Below are 19,026 nucleotides of genomic sequence, written 5' to 3'. Positions count from 1 at the left end.
AACCTAGCGCCCTTTCCTGCCTTGCCGAACGCGGTCACATGCCGCGCATGGCCCCGCCCTTCCCGGAACCCCTGCATGTCCTTCTCCCGTCCCAGCGGCCGCACGGCCGATCAGTTGCGCCCGGTCCGCATCGAACGCGCCTTCACCCGCCATGCCGAAGGCTCGGTTCTGGTCAGCTTCGGCGACACCCGCGTGCTGTGCAACGCCAGCGTCGAGAACCGCGTGCCGGGCTTCCTGCGCGGCAAGGGCGAAGGCTGGGTCACCGCCGAATACGGCATGCTGCCGCGCGCCACCCATTCGCGTTCCGATCGCGAGGCCGCGCGCGGCAAGCAGGGCGGACGCACGCTGGAGATCCAGCGTCTGATCGGCCGCGCGCTGCGCGCCTGCGTCGACCGCACCGCGCTGGGCGAGCGCACCATCACTCTGGACTGCGACGTGCTGCAGGCCGACGGCGGCACCCGCACCGCCGCCATCACCGGTGCCTACGTGGCTCTGGTGGATGCAGTGAACTGGCTGCAGAAGCGCGGCGACCTGAAGAAGCCGGTGGCGCTAGGCGCGGTCGCGGCGGTCTCGGTCGGCGTCTACCGCGGCGTGCCGGTGCTGGACCTGGACTATGCCGAGGACAGCGACTGCGATACCGACATGAACGTGGTGATGAACGACGGCGGCGGCTTCATCGAGCTGCAGGGCACCGCCGAGGGCCACGCCTTCCGTCGCGACGAACTGGACGCGCTGCTCGGCCTGGCCGAGCGCGGCATCGGCGAGCTGCTGGCGGCGCAGCGCGCGGCCCTGGCGCAATGAACCGGCGCCTGGCCCTGGTCACCCTGGTGGTGGCCGACTACGACGAGGCCATCGCCTGGTACACCGGCAAGCTGGGCTTCCAGTTGCTGGAAGACGTGGACCAGGGCCACAAGCGCTGGGTCGTGGTCGGGCCTGGTGATGCGCGCGGTGCGGCGCTGCTGCTGGCGCGCGCCAGCGACGACGCGCAGCGCAGCCGCATCGGCGACCAGACCGGCGGCCGGGTCGGCTTCTTCCTGCACACCGACGACTTCCAGCGCGACCATGCGGCGATGCTCGCCGCCGGCGTGGAATTCCTGGAAGCCCCACGTCACGAACCTTACGCCACGGTCGCGGTGTTCCGCGACCTCTACGGCAACACCTGGGATCTGCTGGAGCCCACCGCATGAAACTGGTCCTCGCCAGCAGCAACGCCGGCAAGCTCGAAGAACTGCATGCCCTGCTCGACGACGTCGGCGTCGACCTGATCGCGCAATCCACGCTCGGCGTCAGCGATGCCGACGAGACCGGCCTGACCTTCGTCGAGAACGCGCTGCTCAAGGCGCGCCACGCCGCGCGCGTCACCGGCCTGCCGGCACTGGCCGACGACTCCGGCATCTGCGTCGACGCGCTGCACGGCGCTCCCGGCCTGTATTCGGCGCGCTACGCCGGCGAACACGGCAATGCGCAGGCCAACATCGACAAGCTGCTGGACGCACTGCACGATGTCCCGGACGCGCAGCGCGGTGCGCATTTCTACTGCGTGCTGGTGCTGCTGCGGCATGCCGAGGATCCTCAGCCGCTGCTGGTGGAGGGCCGCTGGCGCGGCCGCATCGCGCGAGCCCGTGCCGGCACCGGCGGACATGGCTACGACCCGGTGTTCCTGGACCCGGACCACGGCCAGACCGCGGCCGAGATGCCGCTGGCGCTGAAGAACCGCATCAGCCATCGCGCCCTCGCGCTGCAGCAGCTCAAGCAGCGCTTGGCCGACCTGCTGGCGGCGCAACCGACCGGATGAACGCGCCGCGCGCGGGCATCCGACCAGGGCCGGCGCCATGGCCCGCGCGGCCCGTGTCGCGCCACGCCGTCAGGCCCTGACCACCACCCAGCACACGCGCCGCCCGCCTCTCCGCTTCCCCGCCCTCGCCCGCCATGTCGCACGCCCACGACCATTGCCAGCATCCGCTCGGCACCGCCTGCCCGGACCCATCCGCGCACGCCGGCAGCCCGCCGCTGGTGCCGCCGCCGCTGTCGCTCTACGTGCACCTGCCGTGGTGCGTGCGCAAATGCCCGTACTGCGACTTCAATTCGCACGCGGCCAAGGGCGCACTGCCGTTCGACGCCTACGTGGAGGCGCTGATCCGCGACCTGGACCAGGACCTGCCGCTGGTCTGGGGCCGCGTGGTCAACAGCGTGTTCTTCGGCGGCGGCACGCCCAGCCTGTTCCCGCCCGAGGCGATCGACCGTTTCCTGCAGGCCGCCAGCGCCCGGCTGCGCTTTGCCCCGGGCCTGGAGATCACCCTGGAGACCAATCCCGGCACCGCCGAGCACGGCCGCTTCGACCGTTACCTGGCGGCCGGGGTGAATCGCCTCAGCTTCGGCATCCAGAGCTTCGACGATGCGGCCCTGCAGCGGCTGGGCCGCATCCACGACGGTGCCGAGGCCGAGCGCGCGGTGAAGCTGGCGCAGGACGCCGGCTACGCCAATCTCAACCTGGACCTGATGTACGCGCTGCCGCAGCAGACGCTGGCCGAGGCCGAGCGCGACATCGCGCAGGCGCTGGCGCTGCAGCCGACCCACGTGAGCCACTACCAGCTCACCCTGGAACCGAACACGCTGTTCGCCGCGCGACCGCCGCAGGGCATTCCCGAGGACGACGACGCCTGGGACATGCAGGAACGCTGCCAGGCGCTGCTGGCCGAGGCCGGCTACGCGCAGTACGAGGTCAGCGCCTACGCCCGCGCCGCGTACCGCTGCGCGCACAACCTCAACTACTGGACCTTCGGCGACTATCTCGGCATCGGCGCCGGCGCCCACGGCAAGATCAGCTCCGGCGCCGAGCAGAGCATCCTGCGGCGCTGGAAGCACAAGCATCCGCAGGCGTTCCTGGACACGGCCGGGACGCCTGCGGCGATCGGCGGCGACGAATGGATCGCGCCGGAGCGGCGCCCGTTCGAGTACATGCTCAACGCGCTGCGCCTCAACGACGGCTTCGCGCTGCGCGACTTCAGCGCCCGCACCGGCCTGCCGCTGCAGATGATCGCCCCGGCCCTGGCCACGGCGCAGGCCCGCGACTGGCTGCGGGTGGACGCCGGCCACGCCGTGCCGACCGAGCTGGGGCGGCGTTTCACCAACGACGTGGTCGCGCTGTTTCTGCCCTAGGACGGTGTCCTGGCGACGTCGCCGCCTTGGTTGCGGCGACGGATCGTGCTACATACCGCGCAGAAAAGTACAACGGCGATCACAGGATGCCCGTGTCTGCGACCAGGTCGGCCCCGCCGGCGACGCTTGCCAGCGCCGCCTTGCCGGCGCGCGTGCGCGGCCTCCTGCAGGCCCTGAACGCCCAGCTGTGGCAGTCCCTCGAGGGACCGTTGCAGGCGACCCTGGACGACCTGGAGCAGACCCTGTTCGAGCAGGCCGAGCGCGCCCGCAACGGGCAGGTGCAGCAGGACATCTACCAGGAAGCCCAGCGCTTGCGCGCGCAGCGCGCGCGCTTCGCGCCGTTCTGTCAGGCGCACCTGGAAGCCGGATTGGCCGGCATCCGCAGCCCGTTGGCGATGGCCGCCACGCCGCGCGCGGCCAAGGCCGGCGCCACCGCGCAGATGATGACCCTGGTCGCCGACGTGGATATCGACCGCGACATCGTGCTGCACGAGATCGCCCGCCGCGAGGCCACCCGCTGCAACATCCCGCTGCAGTTGCTCGGCCAGCGCTTCGGCGTGCTGGCGGCACGGCCCGCCTTCGAGATCGAGCAGTTGCCGCTGGGACCGCACGCGCTGTGCCGGCTGCTGCGCGATGCCGGCGACGCGCTGGGCCTGGGCCTGGACACACAATTGGCGCTGTACCGCGCCTTCGAACGCCAGGTGCTGGCGGGCTATGGCGAGATCGTTGAACGGGCCAACGTCATGCTCACCCACGCTGGGGTGCTGCCGGGCCTGATCTACCTGCCCTACGTGGCGCGCAGCACCAACGTCGAGCCGGGCGCGCGCCGCGTCGCGCGCATGCCCGCAGGCGCCGCGCCAGCCGCTGCCGCCAGCGGCCCCAGGGGGAGTGGCAGCGCCCCCGGCCAGGCCGCGCCTGCCGCGGGCGTGTCGGCGGGGCCCGCCGCCCCACTGCCGCTGCCGCCAGCGAAGCCGGCGGCCGATGCCGGCGCGCCACCCGCTGGCGGTCCCGATCTGGCCACCCTGCGCCAGCTGCTGGCGGCCGCACGCGCGCATGCCGCGACCGGTGCCGCGGCACCGGCGGCCATGGCCACCGGCGCCGCCCCCCTCCCGTCGCTGCCGGCAAGCGCCGTCGGCGCGGCGCCGGTGCCGACCGCCAGCCTGCTGGAGGCCCTGGGCGAACTGCAGGCGCAGCCGCCGGCCCACAGCACCCTGGGCGGGCTGCGCGGGCGCCGCCACCTGCGCGACGTGCGCGCCGCCCTGCTGCAGGCGCTGCACGCTACCCACGGCGCACAGGCGACGCTGGCACCGCAGCAGGCCGACACCTTCGATCTGCTCGGCCTGTTGTACGGCGAGATCGAACGCGAGGTCCGCCCCGACGCGCCGGCCGCGGGGCTGCTGGAACGCCTGCAGGTGCCGCTGGTGCGCGCGGCGCTGCAGGATCCGGCGTTCTTCGCGCACAGCCGCCACCCGGCGCGGGAACTGCTCAACGCCGTCGCCGAATCGGGCGCGACCTGGCTGGGCGAAGACGACAGCGATCCGACGCTGCTGCTCAAGCTCAACCACGCGGTGGACCGCGTGGTCGAAGAGTACGAAGGCGACGAGGTCGTCTTCGAACAGGCTCACCAGGACATCCAGGCGCAGCAGCGCAGCCTGGCGCACAAGGCAGAGATCGCCGAACGCCGCCACGTCGAGGCCGCGCGCGGCAAGGAACGGCTGGAGCTGGCCAAGCAGACCGCGACCGCCACCCTGGAGGCGCTGTGCACTGCCCGGCAACCGCCGGGCTTCGTGCAGACCCTGCTGCTGCAGGCCTGGTCCGACGTGCTGGTGCTGACCCTGCTGCGCCAGGGCGAGGACTCGGAGACCTGGCGCGAGCGCATCGGCCTGGCCGAGCGCATCGCCGAGGTCACCTGCCAAAGCGACGGCGCGTCCGATGCCGCCCTGGCCGAGCGCGTGTGCCACGCGCTGTTGCAGGTCGGCTACCACCAGCAGGAAGCCGAGGCGATCGCCCGCCGCCTGTCCACGCCGGGCGGCACCGATGCCACCACCTCGCGCACCGAACTCAGCGTGCGACTGAAGGCGCGCACCCGCCTGGGCGACCAGGGCGAGGACGACGAACGGCCGTCGCTGCCGCCACGCACCGAGACCGAACAAGCCGCGTATGCGCGGCTGCGCACGCTGCCGTTCGGCACCTGGTTCGAGTTCGTCGTCAACCAGCAGGGCGACCTGAAACGGCAGCGCCTGTCCTGGTACAGCCCGATCACCGATCGCGCGCTGTTCGTCAACCAGCGCGGCCAGAAGGCCGCCGAGCACACCCTGGACGGGCTGGCGCGGCTGTTGGCGCAGGGCCAGGCCCGCATCGTCAGCGAAGACCGCGCCCGCCTGATCGACCGCGCCTGGCAGGCCGCGGTGCGCGCGCTGCGCACCCTGGCCGGCGCGCCCGCGGCCGACGACGCGATGGAGGGCGCATGAGCACCGACGCCCGCCGCTCGCCGCGCCGCCAGGTCCCGGAGATGGTGCCGGTCCTGGACCTGATGGAAGACGCCGTGGTCGGCCGCCTCGGCAACGTGTCCGAACACGGCATGCTGCTGCTGGCTTCGGCGCCGCTGCACGAGGACGCCCTGTACCAGTTGCGCTTCGCGATGCCGCACGCCGACCGCGAGGTGCAGATCGACGTCGGCGCGCACCTGCTGTGGAGCGAACCTTCTCACGCACCGGGCCAGGCCTGGGCCGGCTTCCGCTTCCTGACCATTTCTCCCGCGCACCGCGACCTGTTGCGGCAGTGGATCAACGCCGCATCCGGCGGCTAACGCCGCCGATCTCGCAGGAGCGGCTTTAGCCGCGACCGGCATTCGCGGGAACGCCTCGGTCGCGGCTGAAGCCGCTCCTACGACAGCCATCCGAGTCCGTTGCGCGCTCCGACTCAAAAAGATCCAGCGGATCGACAAAGCCCCGCGTCGCCGGCGCAGCTTCGGCAACGTACGCTATGCACGCCGCCCACTCACGTCCGCACACCTACACCGTTTCCGGCACACTTGGCGCCCTGTTTCCGCATCGCCGAACGAGCCATTGCCATGCCCCAGCACGACCCCAGCGCCTTGTACGCCGACCACCTGCGCACCCTGACCCGACGCGCCGACGAGGCGCTGGCGCGCGGCGGCTTCGACCACCTGGTGGTCCCCAGCGGCAGCCTGCACTACCAGGTGTTCGACGATCGCGATTATCCGTTCGCGGTGAACCCGCAGTTCAAGGCCTGGCTGCCGCTGACCCGGGTGCCGAACAGCTGGGTGGTGTACACGCCCGGACGCCGGCCGCAGGTGATCTTCCACCAGCCCCGCGACTACTGGCACGTGGTGCCGGACGCACCCAGCGGCTGGTGGGTGGAGCACTGCGACATCCACCTGATCCGCACCCCGGACGAGGCGCTGGCGCTGCTGCCGGATGTCGCGCGCAGCGCGATCCTGGGCGAGCCGCAGAGCGCACTGGGCGGCTACGTGCCGAACAACCCGGCGGAGGTGCTGCAGTACCTGGAGTACCACCGCGCCTACAAGACGCCCTACGAGCTGGCGCTGATGCGCCAGGCGCAACAACTGGCGGTGCGCGGCCATCGCGCCGCCGAGGCCGCGTTCCGCGAAGGCCGCAGCGAGTTCGAGATCCACATGGCCTACTGCGCCGCGGTCGGGCAGGACGCGAACGAACTGCCGTACGGCAACATCGTGGCGCTGAACGAACACGGCGCCGTCCTGCACTACACCGAACTGCAGCGGCAGGCGCCGACGCCGCTGCGCAGCTTCCTGATCGACGCCGGCGCCTCCGCGCACGGCTACGCCAGCGACATCACCCGCACCTACGCCGCCGATCGCGACAGCGACTTCCAGGCGCTGATCGACGCGGTGGACGCCGCGCAGCAGCGCATGGGCCAGGCCGTGCGCGCCGGCGTCGACTACCGGCAGCTGCACCTGGATGCGCACCTGGCGCTGATGGGCGTGCTGAAGGATGCCGGCGTGCTCACCGTGTCGCCGGAAACCGCGGTGGCCACCGGCGTCAGCGCCGCGTTCTTCCCGCACGGCCTGGGCCACCCGATCGGCCTGCAGGTGCACGACGTCGCCGGCTTCGCCGCCAGCGACCGCGGCGGCCGCATCGAACGCCCCGACGGCCACCCCTACCTGCGCATGACCCGCACCCTGGAACCGGGCATGGTGGTGACGATCGAGCCGGGCCTGTACTTCATCGACATGCTGCTCGACGACCTCAAGCAGGCCGGCCACGGCAACAGCGTCGACTGGGCGCGCGTGGAGCAGTTCAAGCCCTACGGCGGCATCCGCATCGAGGACGAGGTGGTGTGCACCGAGGACGCGCCCGAGAACCTGACGCGGCCGGTATTCGCGGCGGCGGCCTGAGCCGCCACCACGGTCACTTGCCGGTCAACGCGTAAGGGCCGCGATTGAAGCTCATCGGGATCAGGTCGTAGCGACGCTGTCCGGCAGCGGCCGGATATGGCGCGGTCTTGAAATCGCGGGCGAGCGCTTCGAGCCCACGTGCCGCGTTCGGCGAGGGCAGCGCCTCCAGCACCAGGGCGGACTCGGGACGTCCGCCCTGGGGATCGCCACGCATCAGGAACAGGCTCAACGCCGGCGTGACCGGCAGGTCCGCCGGGCTGTCCAGCACGGTCTTGCGGCGTTGATTCTCGGCACGCGCGGTGAGCCCGCCCGCGTCCTCGCCATCCTGCGCCTGCAGCGCATCGAGCTGCGCGAACAGCATCCGGTCCAGGACCCGGCCCCACTGCACGCGAAATGCATTGAACCAGGCCAGGCCGATCGCGTCGCGGTCGCCGCTCGGCATCGCCGCATAGCAGCGCTCCAGCAGGTAGGCATGGTAGGCGGTATCGCGATTGCGCTGGCTGGGCCGCACGTGCCGGCCTTCGATCTCTCGCGCCCGCGTGGTGAACTCGCGGTCCAGCGCCACCCAGCCCTGCGCCCATTGCAGCGCCGGCTTGGCATTGCCGGCGGACAGTTCCAGCTCGGCCAGCGAGGCCAACGCCAGCAGTGGGCAGCGCGGCATGCCCAGGCAGCGCTCCAGCCAGTAGCGGGCCGTGTCCAGGTCGCGCGGCACCAGATGCGCCGGATGCGCCTCGCCATTGCGGTAGAGCACACCCAACACGTACGCCGAGGCGCCATCGCCCTTGCCTGCCAGCGCGACGACCTGCGCCAGCATCTGCGCGCGCGCTTCCGGCGCAGAGCGCAGCGACAACAAGGTCTGCAGATCGTCCAGTGCCAGCGTAGGCACCGCGGCCGGTGCGGCTGTCGGCATCGTTGCCGGCGCAGCATCGGCTGGCGCCGCCGGCGCGGTCGCCTGCTGTGCGCCCGCCTGCGCCGAGACGGCCAGGCACAGTCCTGCCGCCAGCAGGCATCGCATCCACATCGTCATGAATCCCCCTTTCAGCTGGTCACTGTGCGCAAGCGGCCGCGCATACGCAAGAGGCGGCTGCCTGGGCTATCACCGGGAATGCAGAATGGGGAATCGCAACAGCAAAAGCGCCAGGTCCGCTAGCTGACCTGTCCGCGCGCGGTCACCGCTTTCCCATTCCCGTTTCCCTATTCCCCATTCCCAGCCATCAGTCCCTCGATCTCCTCGGCGCTGCGCGCCAGGGCATCGGTGAGCACGCGGTGGCCGTCGTCGGTGATCAGCACGTCGTCCTCGGTGCGGATGCCGATGCCGCGCCACTTCGGGTCCGCGTCCTTGTCGTCCGGCGACACGTACAGGCCGGGTTCGATGGTGAACACCATGCCCGGCTCGAGCAGGCGCGATTCGCCGGCCAGCCGGTAGTCGCCGACGTCGTGCACGTCCAGGCCCAGCCAGTGCCCGGTCTTGTGCCGGTAGAAGCGCCGGTACTCGCCGCTGGCCAGGTTCTGTTCCAGGCTGCCCTTGAGCAGGCCCAGCCGCAGCAGGCCTTCGGTCAGGGTCTGCACCGCGGCCAGGTGCCCGGCCTCGTAGGCCACGCCCGGCCGCGCCTGCGCCAGCGCGGCGGCGTGGGCGGCACCGACCAGGTCGTGCAGCGCGCGCTGTTCGGCGCTGAAGCGGCCGTTGACCGGGAACGTGCGGGTGATGTCGGCCGCATAGCCGCGGTACTCGGCACCGGCATCGACCAGCACCAGCTCGCCGTCGCGCAGGCGCGCGGCGTTGGCGCGGTAGTGCAGCACGCAGGCATTGTGGCCGCTGCCGACGATGCTGCCGTAGGCCGGCCAGGCGTCGCCGGCGCGGAATTCGCGCTCGATCTCGGCCTGCAGTTGGTATTCGTGCACGCCCGGGCGCGCCAGCCGCATCGCCGCGCGGTGCCCGGCCACGCTCAGGTCCGCAGCGACCTGCATCAGCGCGATCTCGTCGCGCGATTTGAACAGGCGCTGCTCGTGCAGCAGATGGCCCAGTTCCAAAAATTCGTGCGGCGGCTGCGCGCCATGCCGCACCTGCTCGCGCACGCGCTTGACCCAGCCGATCAGCTTCAGGTCGAAATCGACATCGCGGCCGAAGTGGTAGTACACCCGCGAGCGCCCTTCCAGCAGCCCCGGCAGGATCTCGTCGAGGTCGTCGATCGGATAGGCGTCGTCCATGCCGTAGCGCTCGACCGCGCCTTCCTGGCCCGACCGCGGACCGTCCCAGGCTTCGCGCTCGGGGTCGCGTTCGCGGCAGAACAGCAGCGCTTCGCCGTGGCGGCGCCCGGGCACCAGCACCAGCACCGCATCCGGCTCGGGGAAGCCGCACAGGTACCAGAAGTCGGAATCCTGCCGGTACGGGTAGTGCGTGTCGTGGCTGCGCACCCGCTCCGGCGCGCTGGGCAGCACCAGGATGGCCTGCTCGCCGGCCATGTCCATCAGCTGCCGGCGCCGGCGCGCGTACTCGCCGGAGGAAATCCCGGTGAGCCGCTTCATCAGTTCAGGCGCTGCCGGTGGCGCGGGCCGAGCACGCAGTCGCTGTGCAGCAACAGCGCCGCCACGCGCACGAACTCCTCGATCTCGGCCAGCGCGTCCTCGTCCTCGTCGCCGCTGTCGAAGTCGTCGGCGCTGGCCTGGGCCAGCCGTGCGAGGTCCTGCAGCGCTTCCTGGCCCTCCTCGGACAGTGGCGGCGCCGCCCCTGCGGCCAGGCCGAAGCCGCCGAGGAAGCCGCGACACCAGTCGAACAGCGCATCGGCACGCTCGGGCAGCGGCGCGCCGGCATCGGCCAGCACCAGGTCGAAACCGAAATCGCGGTCGTTCAGTTGCGCAGTCGTGGCCTCGCGCAGGCGATCCAGCGCGTCGCCGCTGCGCGGCGCGGCGATGCTGGCATCGGCCAGCACGGCAGCCGGCCACGCCGGCAGTTCGGCGCCGCCGCCGGCCAGCCAGCCGCACAGGGCGCCGTGCAGTTCGGCTGCCGACGCAGCCAGGCCAAGCGTCCGGCTGGCATCGGCGATCTGGTCGGCAGTGGGAAGTTCGGTCATGGAGCGAAGCCTGTCGGGCGCTGGCCACGGGCCTGTGGCGGCCTGCAGCGGAATCGGGACTGCGCAGTGTAGCAATCGCGTGTGCGCCGCCGCTTGTGGAGGCTTCCGACACGCGCCTACACTCCACCACCCGTTCTTTGACAGAAGTCACTTTCCGCCATGCCATTGGAGCACGTTGCTGCAGGAGCTGCGGAAAGGACCGGCCTGGCCTTGTTCGGCGAGACCTTGCTGGCCGTATGGCCACTGGTGGCCCTCGGCGCGCTGGCGGCCTGCGGGGTGGCGGCGCTGTTCGCCCTGCGCTCGCGCCGGCGCCTGCGCGAGCAGTTGCACCGGCACGCGCAGCTGCAGCAACGCGACCAGCACCTGAAACTGGCGCTGTGGGCCTCGGGCGAGCACTTCTGGGATTACGACCTGCAACAGCGCACGCTGCGGCTGATGCGCGCCGACGAGGCCACGCCGCACGCACAGGACATCGGCCTGGTGATCCGCGAGAACGAGCCGCTGCGGATCCATCCCGAGGACATGGAGCAGGCGCGGCAGGTGCTGCAGGAACACCTGCAGGGCCGCACCGCGATCTATACCGCCGAGTACCGCGTGGACCTGGCCGGGGACGGGGTCTGGCACTGGGCGCGGGTTCGGGGCCGCGTGGTCGACTACGACGCTAGCGGCGCACCGCGTCGCCTCGCCGGCACCGCACGCGACATCACCTCGCACCGCCAGGCCGACCTGGAGCGGCGCATCGCCGCCGAAGTGCTGCGCAGCATGGGCGAGGCGGTTGCCGTCCTCGACGAGGAGCGCCGCTTCATCTCGGTCAATCCGGCGTTCACCCGCATCACCGGCTACAGCGAGCGCGAGGTGCTGGGCCAGCCGATGACGCTGATCGACCACACCCCGGAAACGCCGGCCGCGCCAGTGGCCGAGCACGGCCGGCACTGGCGCGGCGAGGCCTGGAAGCGGCGCAAGGACGGCCAGGAGATCCTCTGCCACCTGCGCCGCAACACCGTGGTCGACGCCGACGGGCGGCAGAGCTTCCAGGTGGTGGTGCTGGAGGACATCACCGACCAGAAGCGTGCCGAGCAGGAACTGCGCTACCTGGCCAACTACGACACGCTGACCAGCCTGCCCAACCGTGCGCTGCTGTCCGAGCGCCTGGCGCGGGCGATCGTGCGTGCGCGGCGCCAGGCCGGCTCGGTCGCGGTGCTGTTTCTGGACCTGGACCGTTTCAAGGACATCAACGATTCGCTCGGCCATGCGGTCGGCGACCGCGTGCTGCGCGCCGTGGCCGAACGCCTGCAGCAGGCGGTGGGGCCGCAGCACACGGTGGCGCGGCTGGCCGGCGACGAATTCACCGTGGTGGTCGAGGACATCGTCAGCCAGGGCGAGGCCGAGGCGGTGGCCGCCCGCGTGCTGGCCGCCTTCGAGGCGCCGCTGCGGCTGGACGAACGCCGCGAGGTCGCGGTCTCCAGCTCCATCGGCATCTCCCTGTTCCCGCAGCACGCGCTGCTGCCCAGCGAACTGCTCAAGCACGCCGACACCGCGATGTACCAGGCCAAGGCCGCCGGGCGCCGCAACGTGCAGGTGTACTCGGCGCGCATGGACGAGGCCACCCGCCATCGCGCCACCCTGGCCAGCACGCTGCGCAAGATCCCGCTGGACCAGGAACTGAAGCTGGTCTACCAGCCGCGCTACTCGCTGCGCACGCAGCGGGTGGTCGGCGTGGAAGCGCTGCTGCGCTGGCACAGCGCCGATTTCGGACCGGTCTCGCCGAGCCAGTTCATCCCGCTGGCCGAGGAGACCGGGCTGATCCTGGAGATCGGCGAATGGGTGCTGCGCCAGGCCTGCGGCGCGCTGCGCGACTGGCGGCGGATGGGGCTGACCGACCTGTGCATGTCGGTGAACGTCTCGGCGATCCAGCTCGAGCGCGGCAACCTGCCGCAGCTGATGGCCGAGATCCTCGCCGAGACCGGCGTGCCGGCCGCCAACATCGAACTGGAACTGACCGAGAGCGTGGTGATGTCGCAGGTCGGCAAGAACGCCGAGTTGCTGCGCGCCTGCCGCGAGCTGGGATTGACCCTGGCCATCGACGATTTCGGCACCGGCTATTCGTCGCTGGCCTATCTGAAGCGCCTGCCGATCAATACCCTGAAGATCGACCAAGAATTCATCGGCGATCTCACCCGCGACCCGGACGACGAGGCGATCACCAGTACCATCATCGCGATGGGCCATTCACTGGCGCTGAAGGTGGTGGCCGAAGGGGTCGAAGACGCCGGCCAGCTGGCGTTCCTGCGCACGCACGGCTGCGACGAGATCCAGGGCCACCTGGTGGCGCCGGCGCTGGAGCCGGACGCCTGCCTGCGGCTGTTGCAGCAACCGCTGCGGCTGCCTGCCTGAGCGCCGGCCATGGCGCCGCCGCGCGGCGTCTTGACCGCCCCTCCGGCGCATGCCTATCGTGAGCGCCATGGACAGCCCTGACGCCCTCGCCGAGCTTCGCGCCCTTGCCGCACGCGTGGAAACGCTGGTCGAGCGCTGCCAGCGCCTGTCCGACGAGAACCGCAGCCTGCGCCAGCAGCAGGAACACCTGATCGGCGAGCGCTCGCAGTTGCTGACCAAGAACGAGCAGGCGCGTTCGCGCGTGGAAGCGATGATCGCCCGATTGAAGTCCCTGGAGCAGCACACGTGAGCGAGCCGGTCAGCGTCCGCATCCTCGACCGCGAGTACACCGTCGGCGTCGAGGCCGAGGAGCGCGACGGCCTGCTCGCGGCCGCGCGCCTGCTCGACGCGAAGATGCGCGAAGTGCGCGGCAGCAACCGCATGGCCGCGGTGGATCGCGTCGCCGTCCTCGCGGCGCTGAATCTGGCGCACGAGCTGCAGCAGCTGCGCGACGAACACGCGCAGCGCGACCGCGAGATGGCGCGCACACTCGCCGATCTCAATCGGCGCCTGGACAGCGTAGTCGATACGGCACGCTGATCCGCACGTGGCGCTGCGATCATCAACGTGAATTGCAACGCACCGAAGCACCGACGAACGGACTAGCCAAGCGCGACGACGGCGCTATACTCCACTTGCGTTCTCTGCTGTGAACGACAGCGTGTGCAAACATTCGCCTTGTCCCTTAATGACGACCACGGGGTGGCGACGGAATCGGGAGTGCAAGTCCGCCTCGTAGCGGGAAGCCCGATGATTCTCCAGCCATCCCACTTGAACCCCGGGTTCAAGGTCGTTTCGCACGCATCGTCACGGCGGAGAATGCAATTCTTCCAGGAAGCGGCGCCGCAAGGCGCCGTTTCCTTTTTGCGCGTCCGCAACGTGCGTGTCCACCACGTCGTCGTTGCCGGCGCAGCGCATGTGCGACGCGTTCTCGCGCCGGCCGAAACCCGGGATACTGGTGCCCCCACCACGGAGATCCCGGATTGCCGACGCTCGCCCAGATCCTCGACCGCTTCGATCCCGCAGCGGGATTCGACGTTCCCGCCAGCTGGCGACAAGGCCGCACCGCCTTCGGCGGACTGTCCGCGGCGCTGGCACTGCAGGCCGCGCTGCGCACGGCGCCGTCCGCGTTGCCGCCACTGAAGTCGGCGCATATCGGGTTCATCGGCCCGGCCGACGGCACCCTGCGCTTCGATACGCAGCTGTTGCGCCAGGGCAAGTCCGCCACCGCGGTCGCGGTCGATTGCCTGGCCGACGGACAGGTCGCCCTGCGTGCCGCATTGCTGTTCGCGCAGCCGCGCCCCAGCCGCATCGCCCACGACTTCCTGCCGGCACGCCCGGCGGTGGTCGGCCCCGACGCGGCGACGCCGATCGCCGACAGCGCGGCCACGCCGGCCTTCGTCGCCAACTTCGAGATGCGCCTGGCCGGCGGCGCGCTGCCGCTGTCCGCCGCGGCCGACCCGGAGTTGCTGGTCTGGGCGCGCCATCGCGACGCCGCCGGCGTGGATCCGAGCGTGGCCTTGGTCGCACTGGGCGACTGCCTGCCGCCGGCCGCGATGACCTGCTTCAGCGCACCGGCGCCGGTCAGTTCGATGACCTGGACCCTGGACTTCCCGCAGCCAGCCAGCGCCAGCGACTGGTTCCTGCTGCGCTCGGCCAGCCTGCATGCCGAGGACGGCTACTCGCTGCAGGACATGCAGATCTGGGATACGGCCGGGCGGCTGGTGCTGTGGGGCCGGCAGACGGTGGCGCTCTACGCGTGATCGCCGCGGCGGTGACCGCGCCTGCTGGTCAGTGCGCGCGCCGGCGCCGACAATAGCGCCAATCCTCGCCACGCCTGCCCGATGACTGCCGACGACCGCGATTCCCTGCGCCAGGACCTGCGTGCGCGCCGCCGCGCGCTCACCGCGCCCGTGCGCCTGGCCGCCGCCGATGCGCTGGCGCAGCGGTTGCTGGACTTGCCGTTCGCGCCGCGGCACGGCCATGTCGGCGGCTACTGGGCCATGGATGGCGAGATCGCGCTGCACCGCTGGCAACTGTCGCTGCCGGACACGGTGCAGTACTGCCTGCCGGTGCTCAGCGGCGACACCCTGCGCTTCGCGCCGTGGCGTCCCGGGCAGCCGCTGCACGCCAACCGCTACGGCATTCCCGAGCCCGACGTCGATCCGGCCACGACCCTGGCGCCGGCGCAGATGGCGCTGGTGGTGACGCCGCTGGTCGGCTTCGACACCGCCGGCGGCCGCCTGGGCATGGGGGGCGGCTGGTATGATCGCAGCTTCGCTTTCCGCCAGCGGCAGGCTCCGCCGCCCTGGCTGGTCGGGGCCGCCTTCGACGCGCAACAGGTCGCGGCCTTGCCGCTCGCCGCCTGGGACGTGGCGCTGGACGCGGTCTGCACCGAATCCCTCACCCTGTCGACCGCGCACGATTTCCCCGCATGACCGCACGCACCCGCTATTGGCTGATGAAGTCCGAACCGGACGCCTTCTCGATCGACGACCTGCAGCGGGTCGGCACCGAACCCTGGAACGGCGTGCGCAACTACCAGGCGCGCAATTTCATGCGCGACGGCATGAAGGTCGGCGACGGCATCCTGTTCTACCACTCCAACTGCAAGGTGCCGGGCATCGTCGGCGTGGCGCGCGTGGCCAGCCAGGCCTACCCCGACGCCACCCAGTTCGACCCGTCCTCCGACTACCACGACCCCAAGGCCACCCCGGAGCAGCCGCGCTGGTATCTGGTGGACGTGGCGTTCGAACGCAAGCTGGCGCGCACCATCGCCCTGGACGAGATCAAGCAGCACGCCGACGCGCTGGGCGCGGGCTTCCCCCTGGTCGCCCGCGGCAACCGCCTGTCGGTGTTCCCGGTCAGCGCCGCGCAGTGGAAGCTGCTGCTTTCGCTCGAATAGCCGGGATTCGGGATTGGGGATTGGGGATTTGCCTCCCAGCCCACCCGTCTACCGCTTCAACGAATCCAATCCCGAATCCCCACTCCCGAGCTCTTCCAATGTCAGACGCCAAACGCCTTGCCGCCGAGAAAGCCATCGACTACGTCCAGGACGGCATGATCGTCGGCGTCGGCACCGGCTCCACCGTCGCCTATTTCATCGACGCGCTCGGCCGCATCGGCCACCGCATCAAGGGCGCGGTGTCCAGTTCCGAGCAGAGCACCGCGCGCCTGCGCCAGCACGGCATCGAGGTGCTGGAACTGAACCACACCGGCAACCTGTCGCTGTACGTGGACGGCGCCGACGAGTGCGATCCGAACAAGTGCCTGATCAAGGGCGGCGGCGCCGCGCTGACCCGCGAGAAGATCATCGCCGAGGCCAGCGAGCGCTTCATCTGCATCGTCGACCCAAGCAAGCAGGTGCAGACCCTGGGTGCGTTCCCGCTGCCGATCGAGGTGATCCCGATGGCGCGCAGCCTGGTCGCCCGCGAGATCCTGGCGCGCACCGGCGGCCAGCCGGTGTGGCGCGACGGCGTCATCACCGACAACGGCAACGTGGTGCTGGACGTGCACCACCTGTCGATCACCGACCCGGTGGCGCTGGAGCGCGAACTGAACCAGATCCCCGGCGTGGTCTGCGTCGGCCTGTTCGCGCGCCGCCCGGCCGACGTGGTGATCGTCGGTGGCGAGCCGCCGCGCGTCTTTTGACGCGCGCTGGCGCGCGCGTGGGATTGGGGAGTCGGGATTGGGGATTCGTAAAAGCGTGGATCCCTGGCTTTCACGAATCCCCCAATCTCCAATCACCAATCCCCGCTCTTGACGCCACGCGCACCATGCAACAAGGTGCGCGCTGTCTTCCTCTTGCCCTGGCCCCGCCCATGTCCCTCTTCCGCGCGTTCGGCGTCCTTCTCCTGCTCGCCCTCAGTGGCTGCGCCAGCGCCGGCGACCATTGGGTGGAACTGGGCGGGCACCGCTACCAGGTCGAGCTGGCGCAGAACGACGCCACCCGCGCGCGCGGGCTGATGTTCCGCGACCAGATGGACGCCGACCACGGCATGCTGTTCATCCACGACCGCGAGGAACCGCAGGCGTACTGGATGAAGAACACCAAGATCCCGCTGGACATCCTGTACTTCGACAACCAGCGCAAGCTGGTGGCGCAGCAGCGCGACGTGCCGCCGTGCTCGGCCGGCGACGCCTGCCCGCCCTACCCCAGCAACGCGCCGGCGCGCTACGTGCTCGAACTCAACGCCGGCCAGGCCGAACAGTTGAAGCTGCAGGACGGCACCGAACTGCGCTTCGGCCCCGGGATTCCGCAGGGCCACTGATCCCCCCGCCGTGCCGGTCGGGGTCGGGAAAACGCCCCGCCACCACGGCGCTGAACCCGACACCGCTGTCGGGAACCGCCGGACTTGATCGGGCTCGGCTTTGCCGCCAGTCTTGGGCCATGGCCGCCCGATTGACATTGCCGAGCTGGAATACCCTGGCCGCTCTGGACGACGATGCCCTGCCGCTGCTGGCGACCGCACTGCTGATCGCCCGCGACGAGTATCCGGAACTGGATGCCGCCCATTACGACACCCTGGCGCAGAGCCACGCCGACCACCTGCGGCACGAGGTGGCGACGATCGAGCAGTGGCCGCTGAAGATGGCGGCGATCAATCGCCACCTGTTCGAAGAGCTGGGCTATACCGGCAACCACGACGAGTATTACGACCCGCGCAACAGCTACATGAACCAGGTGTTCGAGCGGCGCCTGGGCAACCCGATCTCGCTGGCGCTGGTGCAGATGGAAGTGGCGCGGCGCCTGGACATCCCGCTCGACGGCGTGTCCTTCCCCGGGCATTTCCTGGTGCGCCTGCCGGTGGACGACGGCCTGCTGGTGATGGACCCGTTCAACGGCGGGCGCCCGCTGGCGGTGGAGGAACTGCGCGAGCGCGCGCGGCCGCACATGGGCGGCGAAAGCCCGGACGACCGCGCCCTGCTGCAGATCCTGGACCCGGCGCCGCATCGCGCGATCCTCGCCCGTGTCCTGCGCAACCTGCACGGCCTGTATGCCGAACGCGACGAGTGGGACCGCGCCGCGCGCAGCGCCGACCGCGTGCTCAAGCTGATGCCGGACCAGCCCGAAGCCCTGCGCGACCGCGGCATGGCGTACCTGCAGATGGACTACGTGCCCGGCGCGCGCCGCGACCTGGGGCGCTACCTGCAACTGAACCCCGAGGCCTCCGACGCCCTGCCGATCCGCGAGCGCCTGGTGGAACTGAGCGCCCGCGCGCAGCGGATGCACTGACGGCGGGGATTCGGGATGAGCCGCCTGCGGCGGTGGAAAGCCGGGATCGCAAGAACCAACCTGCGGCTGTTGAACGCCGGAACTCGGGATTTGGACGAGCCATGCAGTGTGGCGTCGCTGTAAGCGCTCCACACCGTCACGGACTTCTTTGAGGCGCGCGCAAACCGCGTCGTCGACGCATCGCCACTGTGGGAGGGGCTTCAGCCCCGACGCCACAATGGCGGACGGGTGGGAACTGAAGCCTCTCCCGCATCACGCCAGTCAGCGGCGCCATCGCGGCAAACGCGATCGCATCGCCCAGACACCCAGAGAAAGCCGCATCTAAGACATGGATCTCGGGAGCGGAGGCTGCCTTCACTCCCGAATCAGGCATCACCAGCGCCACATCGCGGCTGATCCAGGGGAACGAAGCCGCATCTACCAGCAGGAAAAAAGGCGGAACCGGGCTCCAACGAATCCCCAATCCCGACTCCCCAATCCCGGCCTCACTCCATTTCGACCATCTCGAAATCGTCCTTGGTCACGCCGCAGTCCGGGCAGGTCCAGGTGTCGGGCACGTCTTCCCAGCGGGTGCCGGGGGCGATGCCTTCTTCCGGCAGGCCGTCGGCCTCGTTGTAGATGAACCCGCAGACGACGCACATCCAGGTGCGATAGGTGGTGGCGGTGGCGTCGCTCATTGGATAATCGCAGGTCACAGTCGGACGGAACGGCATTGTCCCATCGCCGTC

General features: G+C 70.6%; 20 protein-coding genes and 1 other RNA gene. 17 read left to right on the top strand and 4 right to left on the bottom strand.

The window, feature by feature from the left end; all coding sequences use genetic code 11:
* The first annotated feature begins 75 nt into the window (after positions 1 to 75).
* The 7 genes from rph (at position 76) to pepQ (ending at position 7,558) form a co-directional block, all read left to right on the top strand.
* Positions 76 to 801, top strand: coding sequence for a ribonuclease PH (gene rph, locus NUG21_RS05145; protein WP_263392462.1), 726 nt, complete (start codon positions 76 to 78; stop codon positions 799 to 801).
* The gene (locus tag NUG21_RS05140; RefSeq protein ID WP_160962186.1) at positions 798 to 1,187 is read left to right on the top strand and encodes a VOC family protein; all 390 of its coding nucleotides are present in this window, start codon (positions 798 to 800) and stop codon (positions 1,185 to 1,187) included. Before rph ends, NUG21_RS05140 begins: the two co-directional genes overlap by 4 nt.
* The gene (gene rdgB, locus NUG21_RS05135) at positions 1,184 to 1,795 is read left to right on the top strand and encodes an RdgB/HAM1 family non-canonical purine NTP pyrophosphatase (RefSeq protein ID WP_160945308.1); all 612 of its coding nucleotides are present in this window, start codon (positions 1,184 to 1,186) and stop codon (positions 1,793 to 1,795) included. The genes NUG21_RS05140 and rdgB overlap by 4 nt, the downstream gene beginning before the upstream one ends.
* A 134-nt stretch (positions 1,796 to 1,929) precedes the next feature.
* Positions 1,930 to 3,159: a radical SAM family heme chaperone HemW gene (hemW, locus tag NUG21_RS05130; RefSeq protein WP_263392461.1), complete on the top strand. Its 1,230-nt coding sequence runs from the start codon at positions 1,930 to 1,932 to the stop codon at positions 3,157 to 3,159.
* A 92-nt stretch (positions 3,160 to 3,251) separates the two neighbouring features.
* Positions 3,252 to 5,630, top strand: coding sequence for a DUF1631 domain-containing protein (locus NUG21_RS05125; RefSeq protein ID WP_263392460.1), 2,379 nt, complete (start codon positions 3,252 to 3,254; stop codon positions 5,628 to 5,630).
* Positions 5,627 to 5,968 carry a PilZ domain-containing protein gene (locus NUG21_RS05120; protein WP_160945310.1) on the top strand — a complete coding sequence of 114 codons (342 nt, stop codon included), beginning with the start codon at positions 5,627 to 5,629 and terminating at the stop codon, positions 5,966 to 5,968. Before NUG21_RS05125 ends, NUG21_RS05120 begins: the two co-directional genes overlap by 4 nt.
* A 264-nt stretch (positions 5,969 to 6,232) precedes the next feature.
* Positions 6,233 to 7,558 carry a Xaa-Pro dipeptidase gene (gene pepQ / locus NUG21_RS05115; protein ID WP_263392459.1) on the top strand — a complete coding sequence of 442 codons (1,326 nt, stop codon included), beginning with the start codon at positions 6,233 to 6,235 and terminating at the stop codon, positions 7,556 to 7,558.
* Between the two features lie 13 nt (positions 7,559 to 7,571).
* Here pepQ and NUG21_RS05110 read toward each other — a convergent pair whose 3' ends face one another.
* The 3 genes from NUG21_RS05110 to NUG21_RS05100 all read right to left on the bottom strand — a co-directional run bounded on the left by NUG21_RS05110 (position 7,572) and on the right by NUG21_RS05100 (position 10,629).
* Complete coding sequence (locus tag NUG21_RS05110) at positions 7,572 to 8,579, bottom strand: hypothetical protein (RefSeq protein ID WP_263392458.1); 1,008 nt, start codon at positions 8,577 to 8,579, stop codon at positions 7,572 to 7,574.
* Between the two features lie 173 nt (positions 8,580 to 8,752).
* A complete protein-coding gene (locus NUG21_RS05105; protein WP_263392457.1) occupies positions 8,753 to 10,084 on the bottom strand; it encodes an aminopeptidase P N-terminal domain-containing protein in 1,332 nt (443 codons plus the stop codon).
* Positions 10,084 to 10,629, bottom strand: coding sequence for a YecA/YgfB family protein (locus NUG21_RS05100; RefSeq protein WP_242080493.1), 546 nt, complete (start codon positions 10,627 to 10,629; stop codon positions 10,084 to 10,086). The genes NUG21_RS05105 and NUG21_RS05100 overlap by 1 nt, the downstream gene beginning before the upstream one ends.
* Positions 10,630 to 10,839: 210 nt before the next feature.
* Between NUG21_RS05100 and NUG21_RS05095 the strand changes: the two genes are divergently transcribed.
* From NUG21_RS05095 to NUG21_RS05050, 10 genes are all read left to right on the top strand, one after another.
* A complete protein-coding gene (locus NUG21_RS05095) occupies positions 10,840 to 13,023 on the top strand; it encodes a putative bifunctional diguanylate cyclase/phosphodiesterase (RefSeq protein WP_263392456.1) in 2,184 nt (727 codons plus the stop codon).
* Between the two features lie 67 nt (positions 13,024 to 13,090).
* Positions 13,091 to 13,312, top strand: coding sequence for a TIGR02449 family protein (locus NUG21_RS05090; protein ID WP_017910437.1), 222 nt, complete (start codon positions 13,091 to 13,093; stop codon positions 13,310 to 13,312).
* Positions 13,309 to 13,602, top strand: a complete 294-nt coding sequence (locus NUG21_RS05085; protein ID WP_160945316.1) for a cell division protein ZapA — start codon at positions 13,309 to 13,311, stop codon at positions 13,600 to 13,602. The genes NUG21_RS05090 and NUG21_RS05085 overlap by 4 nt, the downstream gene beginning before the upstream one ends.
* Positions 13,603 to 13,700: 98 nt before the next feature.
* Positions 13,701 to 13,885, top strand: a non-coding RNA gene (gene ssrS / locus NUG21_RS05080) — 6S RNA.
* Positions 13,886 to 14,045: 160 nt separating this feature from the next.
* Positions 14,046 to 14,825: an acyl-CoA thioesterase gene (locus tag NUG21_RS05075; RefSeq protein WP_263392455.1), complete on the top strand. Its 780-nt coding sequence runs from the start codon at positions 14,046 to 14,048 to the stop codon at positions 14,823 to 14,825.
* 81 nt (positions 14,826 to 14,906) lie between these two features.
* Positions 14,907 to 15,500, top strand: a complete 594-nt coding sequence (locus NUG21_RS05070) for a 5-formyltetrahydrofolate cyclo-ligase (RefSeq protein ID WP_242080489.1) — start codon at positions 14,907 to 14,909, stop codon at positions 15,498 to 15,500.
* Entirely contained in the window at positions 15,497 to 15,967 is a 471-nt protein-coding gene (locus tag NUG21_RS05065; RefSeq protein ID WP_263392454.1) for an EVE domain-containing protein, read from the top strand. Before NUG21_RS05070 ends, NUG21_RS05065 begins: the two co-directional genes overlap by 4 nt.
* A 98-nt stretch (positions 15,968 to 16,065) precedes the next feature.
* Positions 16,066 to 16,713, top strand: coding sequence for a ribose-5-phosphate isomerase RpiA (gene rpiA / locus NUG21_RS05060; RefSeq protein WP_242080487.1), 648 nt, complete (start codon positions 16,066 to 16,068; stop codon positions 16,711 to 16,713).
* A gap of 170 nt (positions 16,714 to 16,883) precedes the next feature.
* Positions 16,884 to 17,333, top strand: a complete 450-nt coding sequence (locus NUG21_RS05055; protein WP_019796090.1) for a DUF192 domain-containing protein — start codon at positions 16,884 to 16,886, stop codon at positions 17,331 to 17,333.
* A gap of 119 nt (positions 17,334 to 17,452) precedes the next feature.
* Positions 17,453 to 18,298, top strand: coding sequence for a SirB1 family protein (locus NUG21_RS05050; protein WP_019796091.1), 846 nt, complete (start codon positions 17,453 to 17,455; stop codon positions 18,296 to 18,298).
* A gap of 485 nt (positions 18,299 to 18,783) precedes the next feature.
* On the opposite strand, the gene NUG21_RS05045 is transcribed toward NUG21_RS05050, so the two are convergent.
* On the bottom strand, positions 18,784 to 18,975 hold the full coding sequence (locus NUG21_RS05045) for a rubredoxin (RefSeq protein WP_019798180.1): 192 nt from the start codon (positions 18,973 to 18,975) through the stop codon (positions 18,784 to 18,786).
* Between the last annotated feature and the right edge of the window lie 51 nt (positions 18,976 to 19,026).

The organism is Xanthomonas sp. CFBP 8445 (genome assembly GCF_025666235.1).
GTDB lineage: Bacteria > Pseudomonadota > Gammaproteobacteria > Xanthomonadales > Xanthomonadaceae > Xanthomonas_A > Xanthomonas_A indica.
Note: the sequence above shows the minus strand (reverse complement) of the source record. Positions and strands in the feature narration are given on the sequence as shown.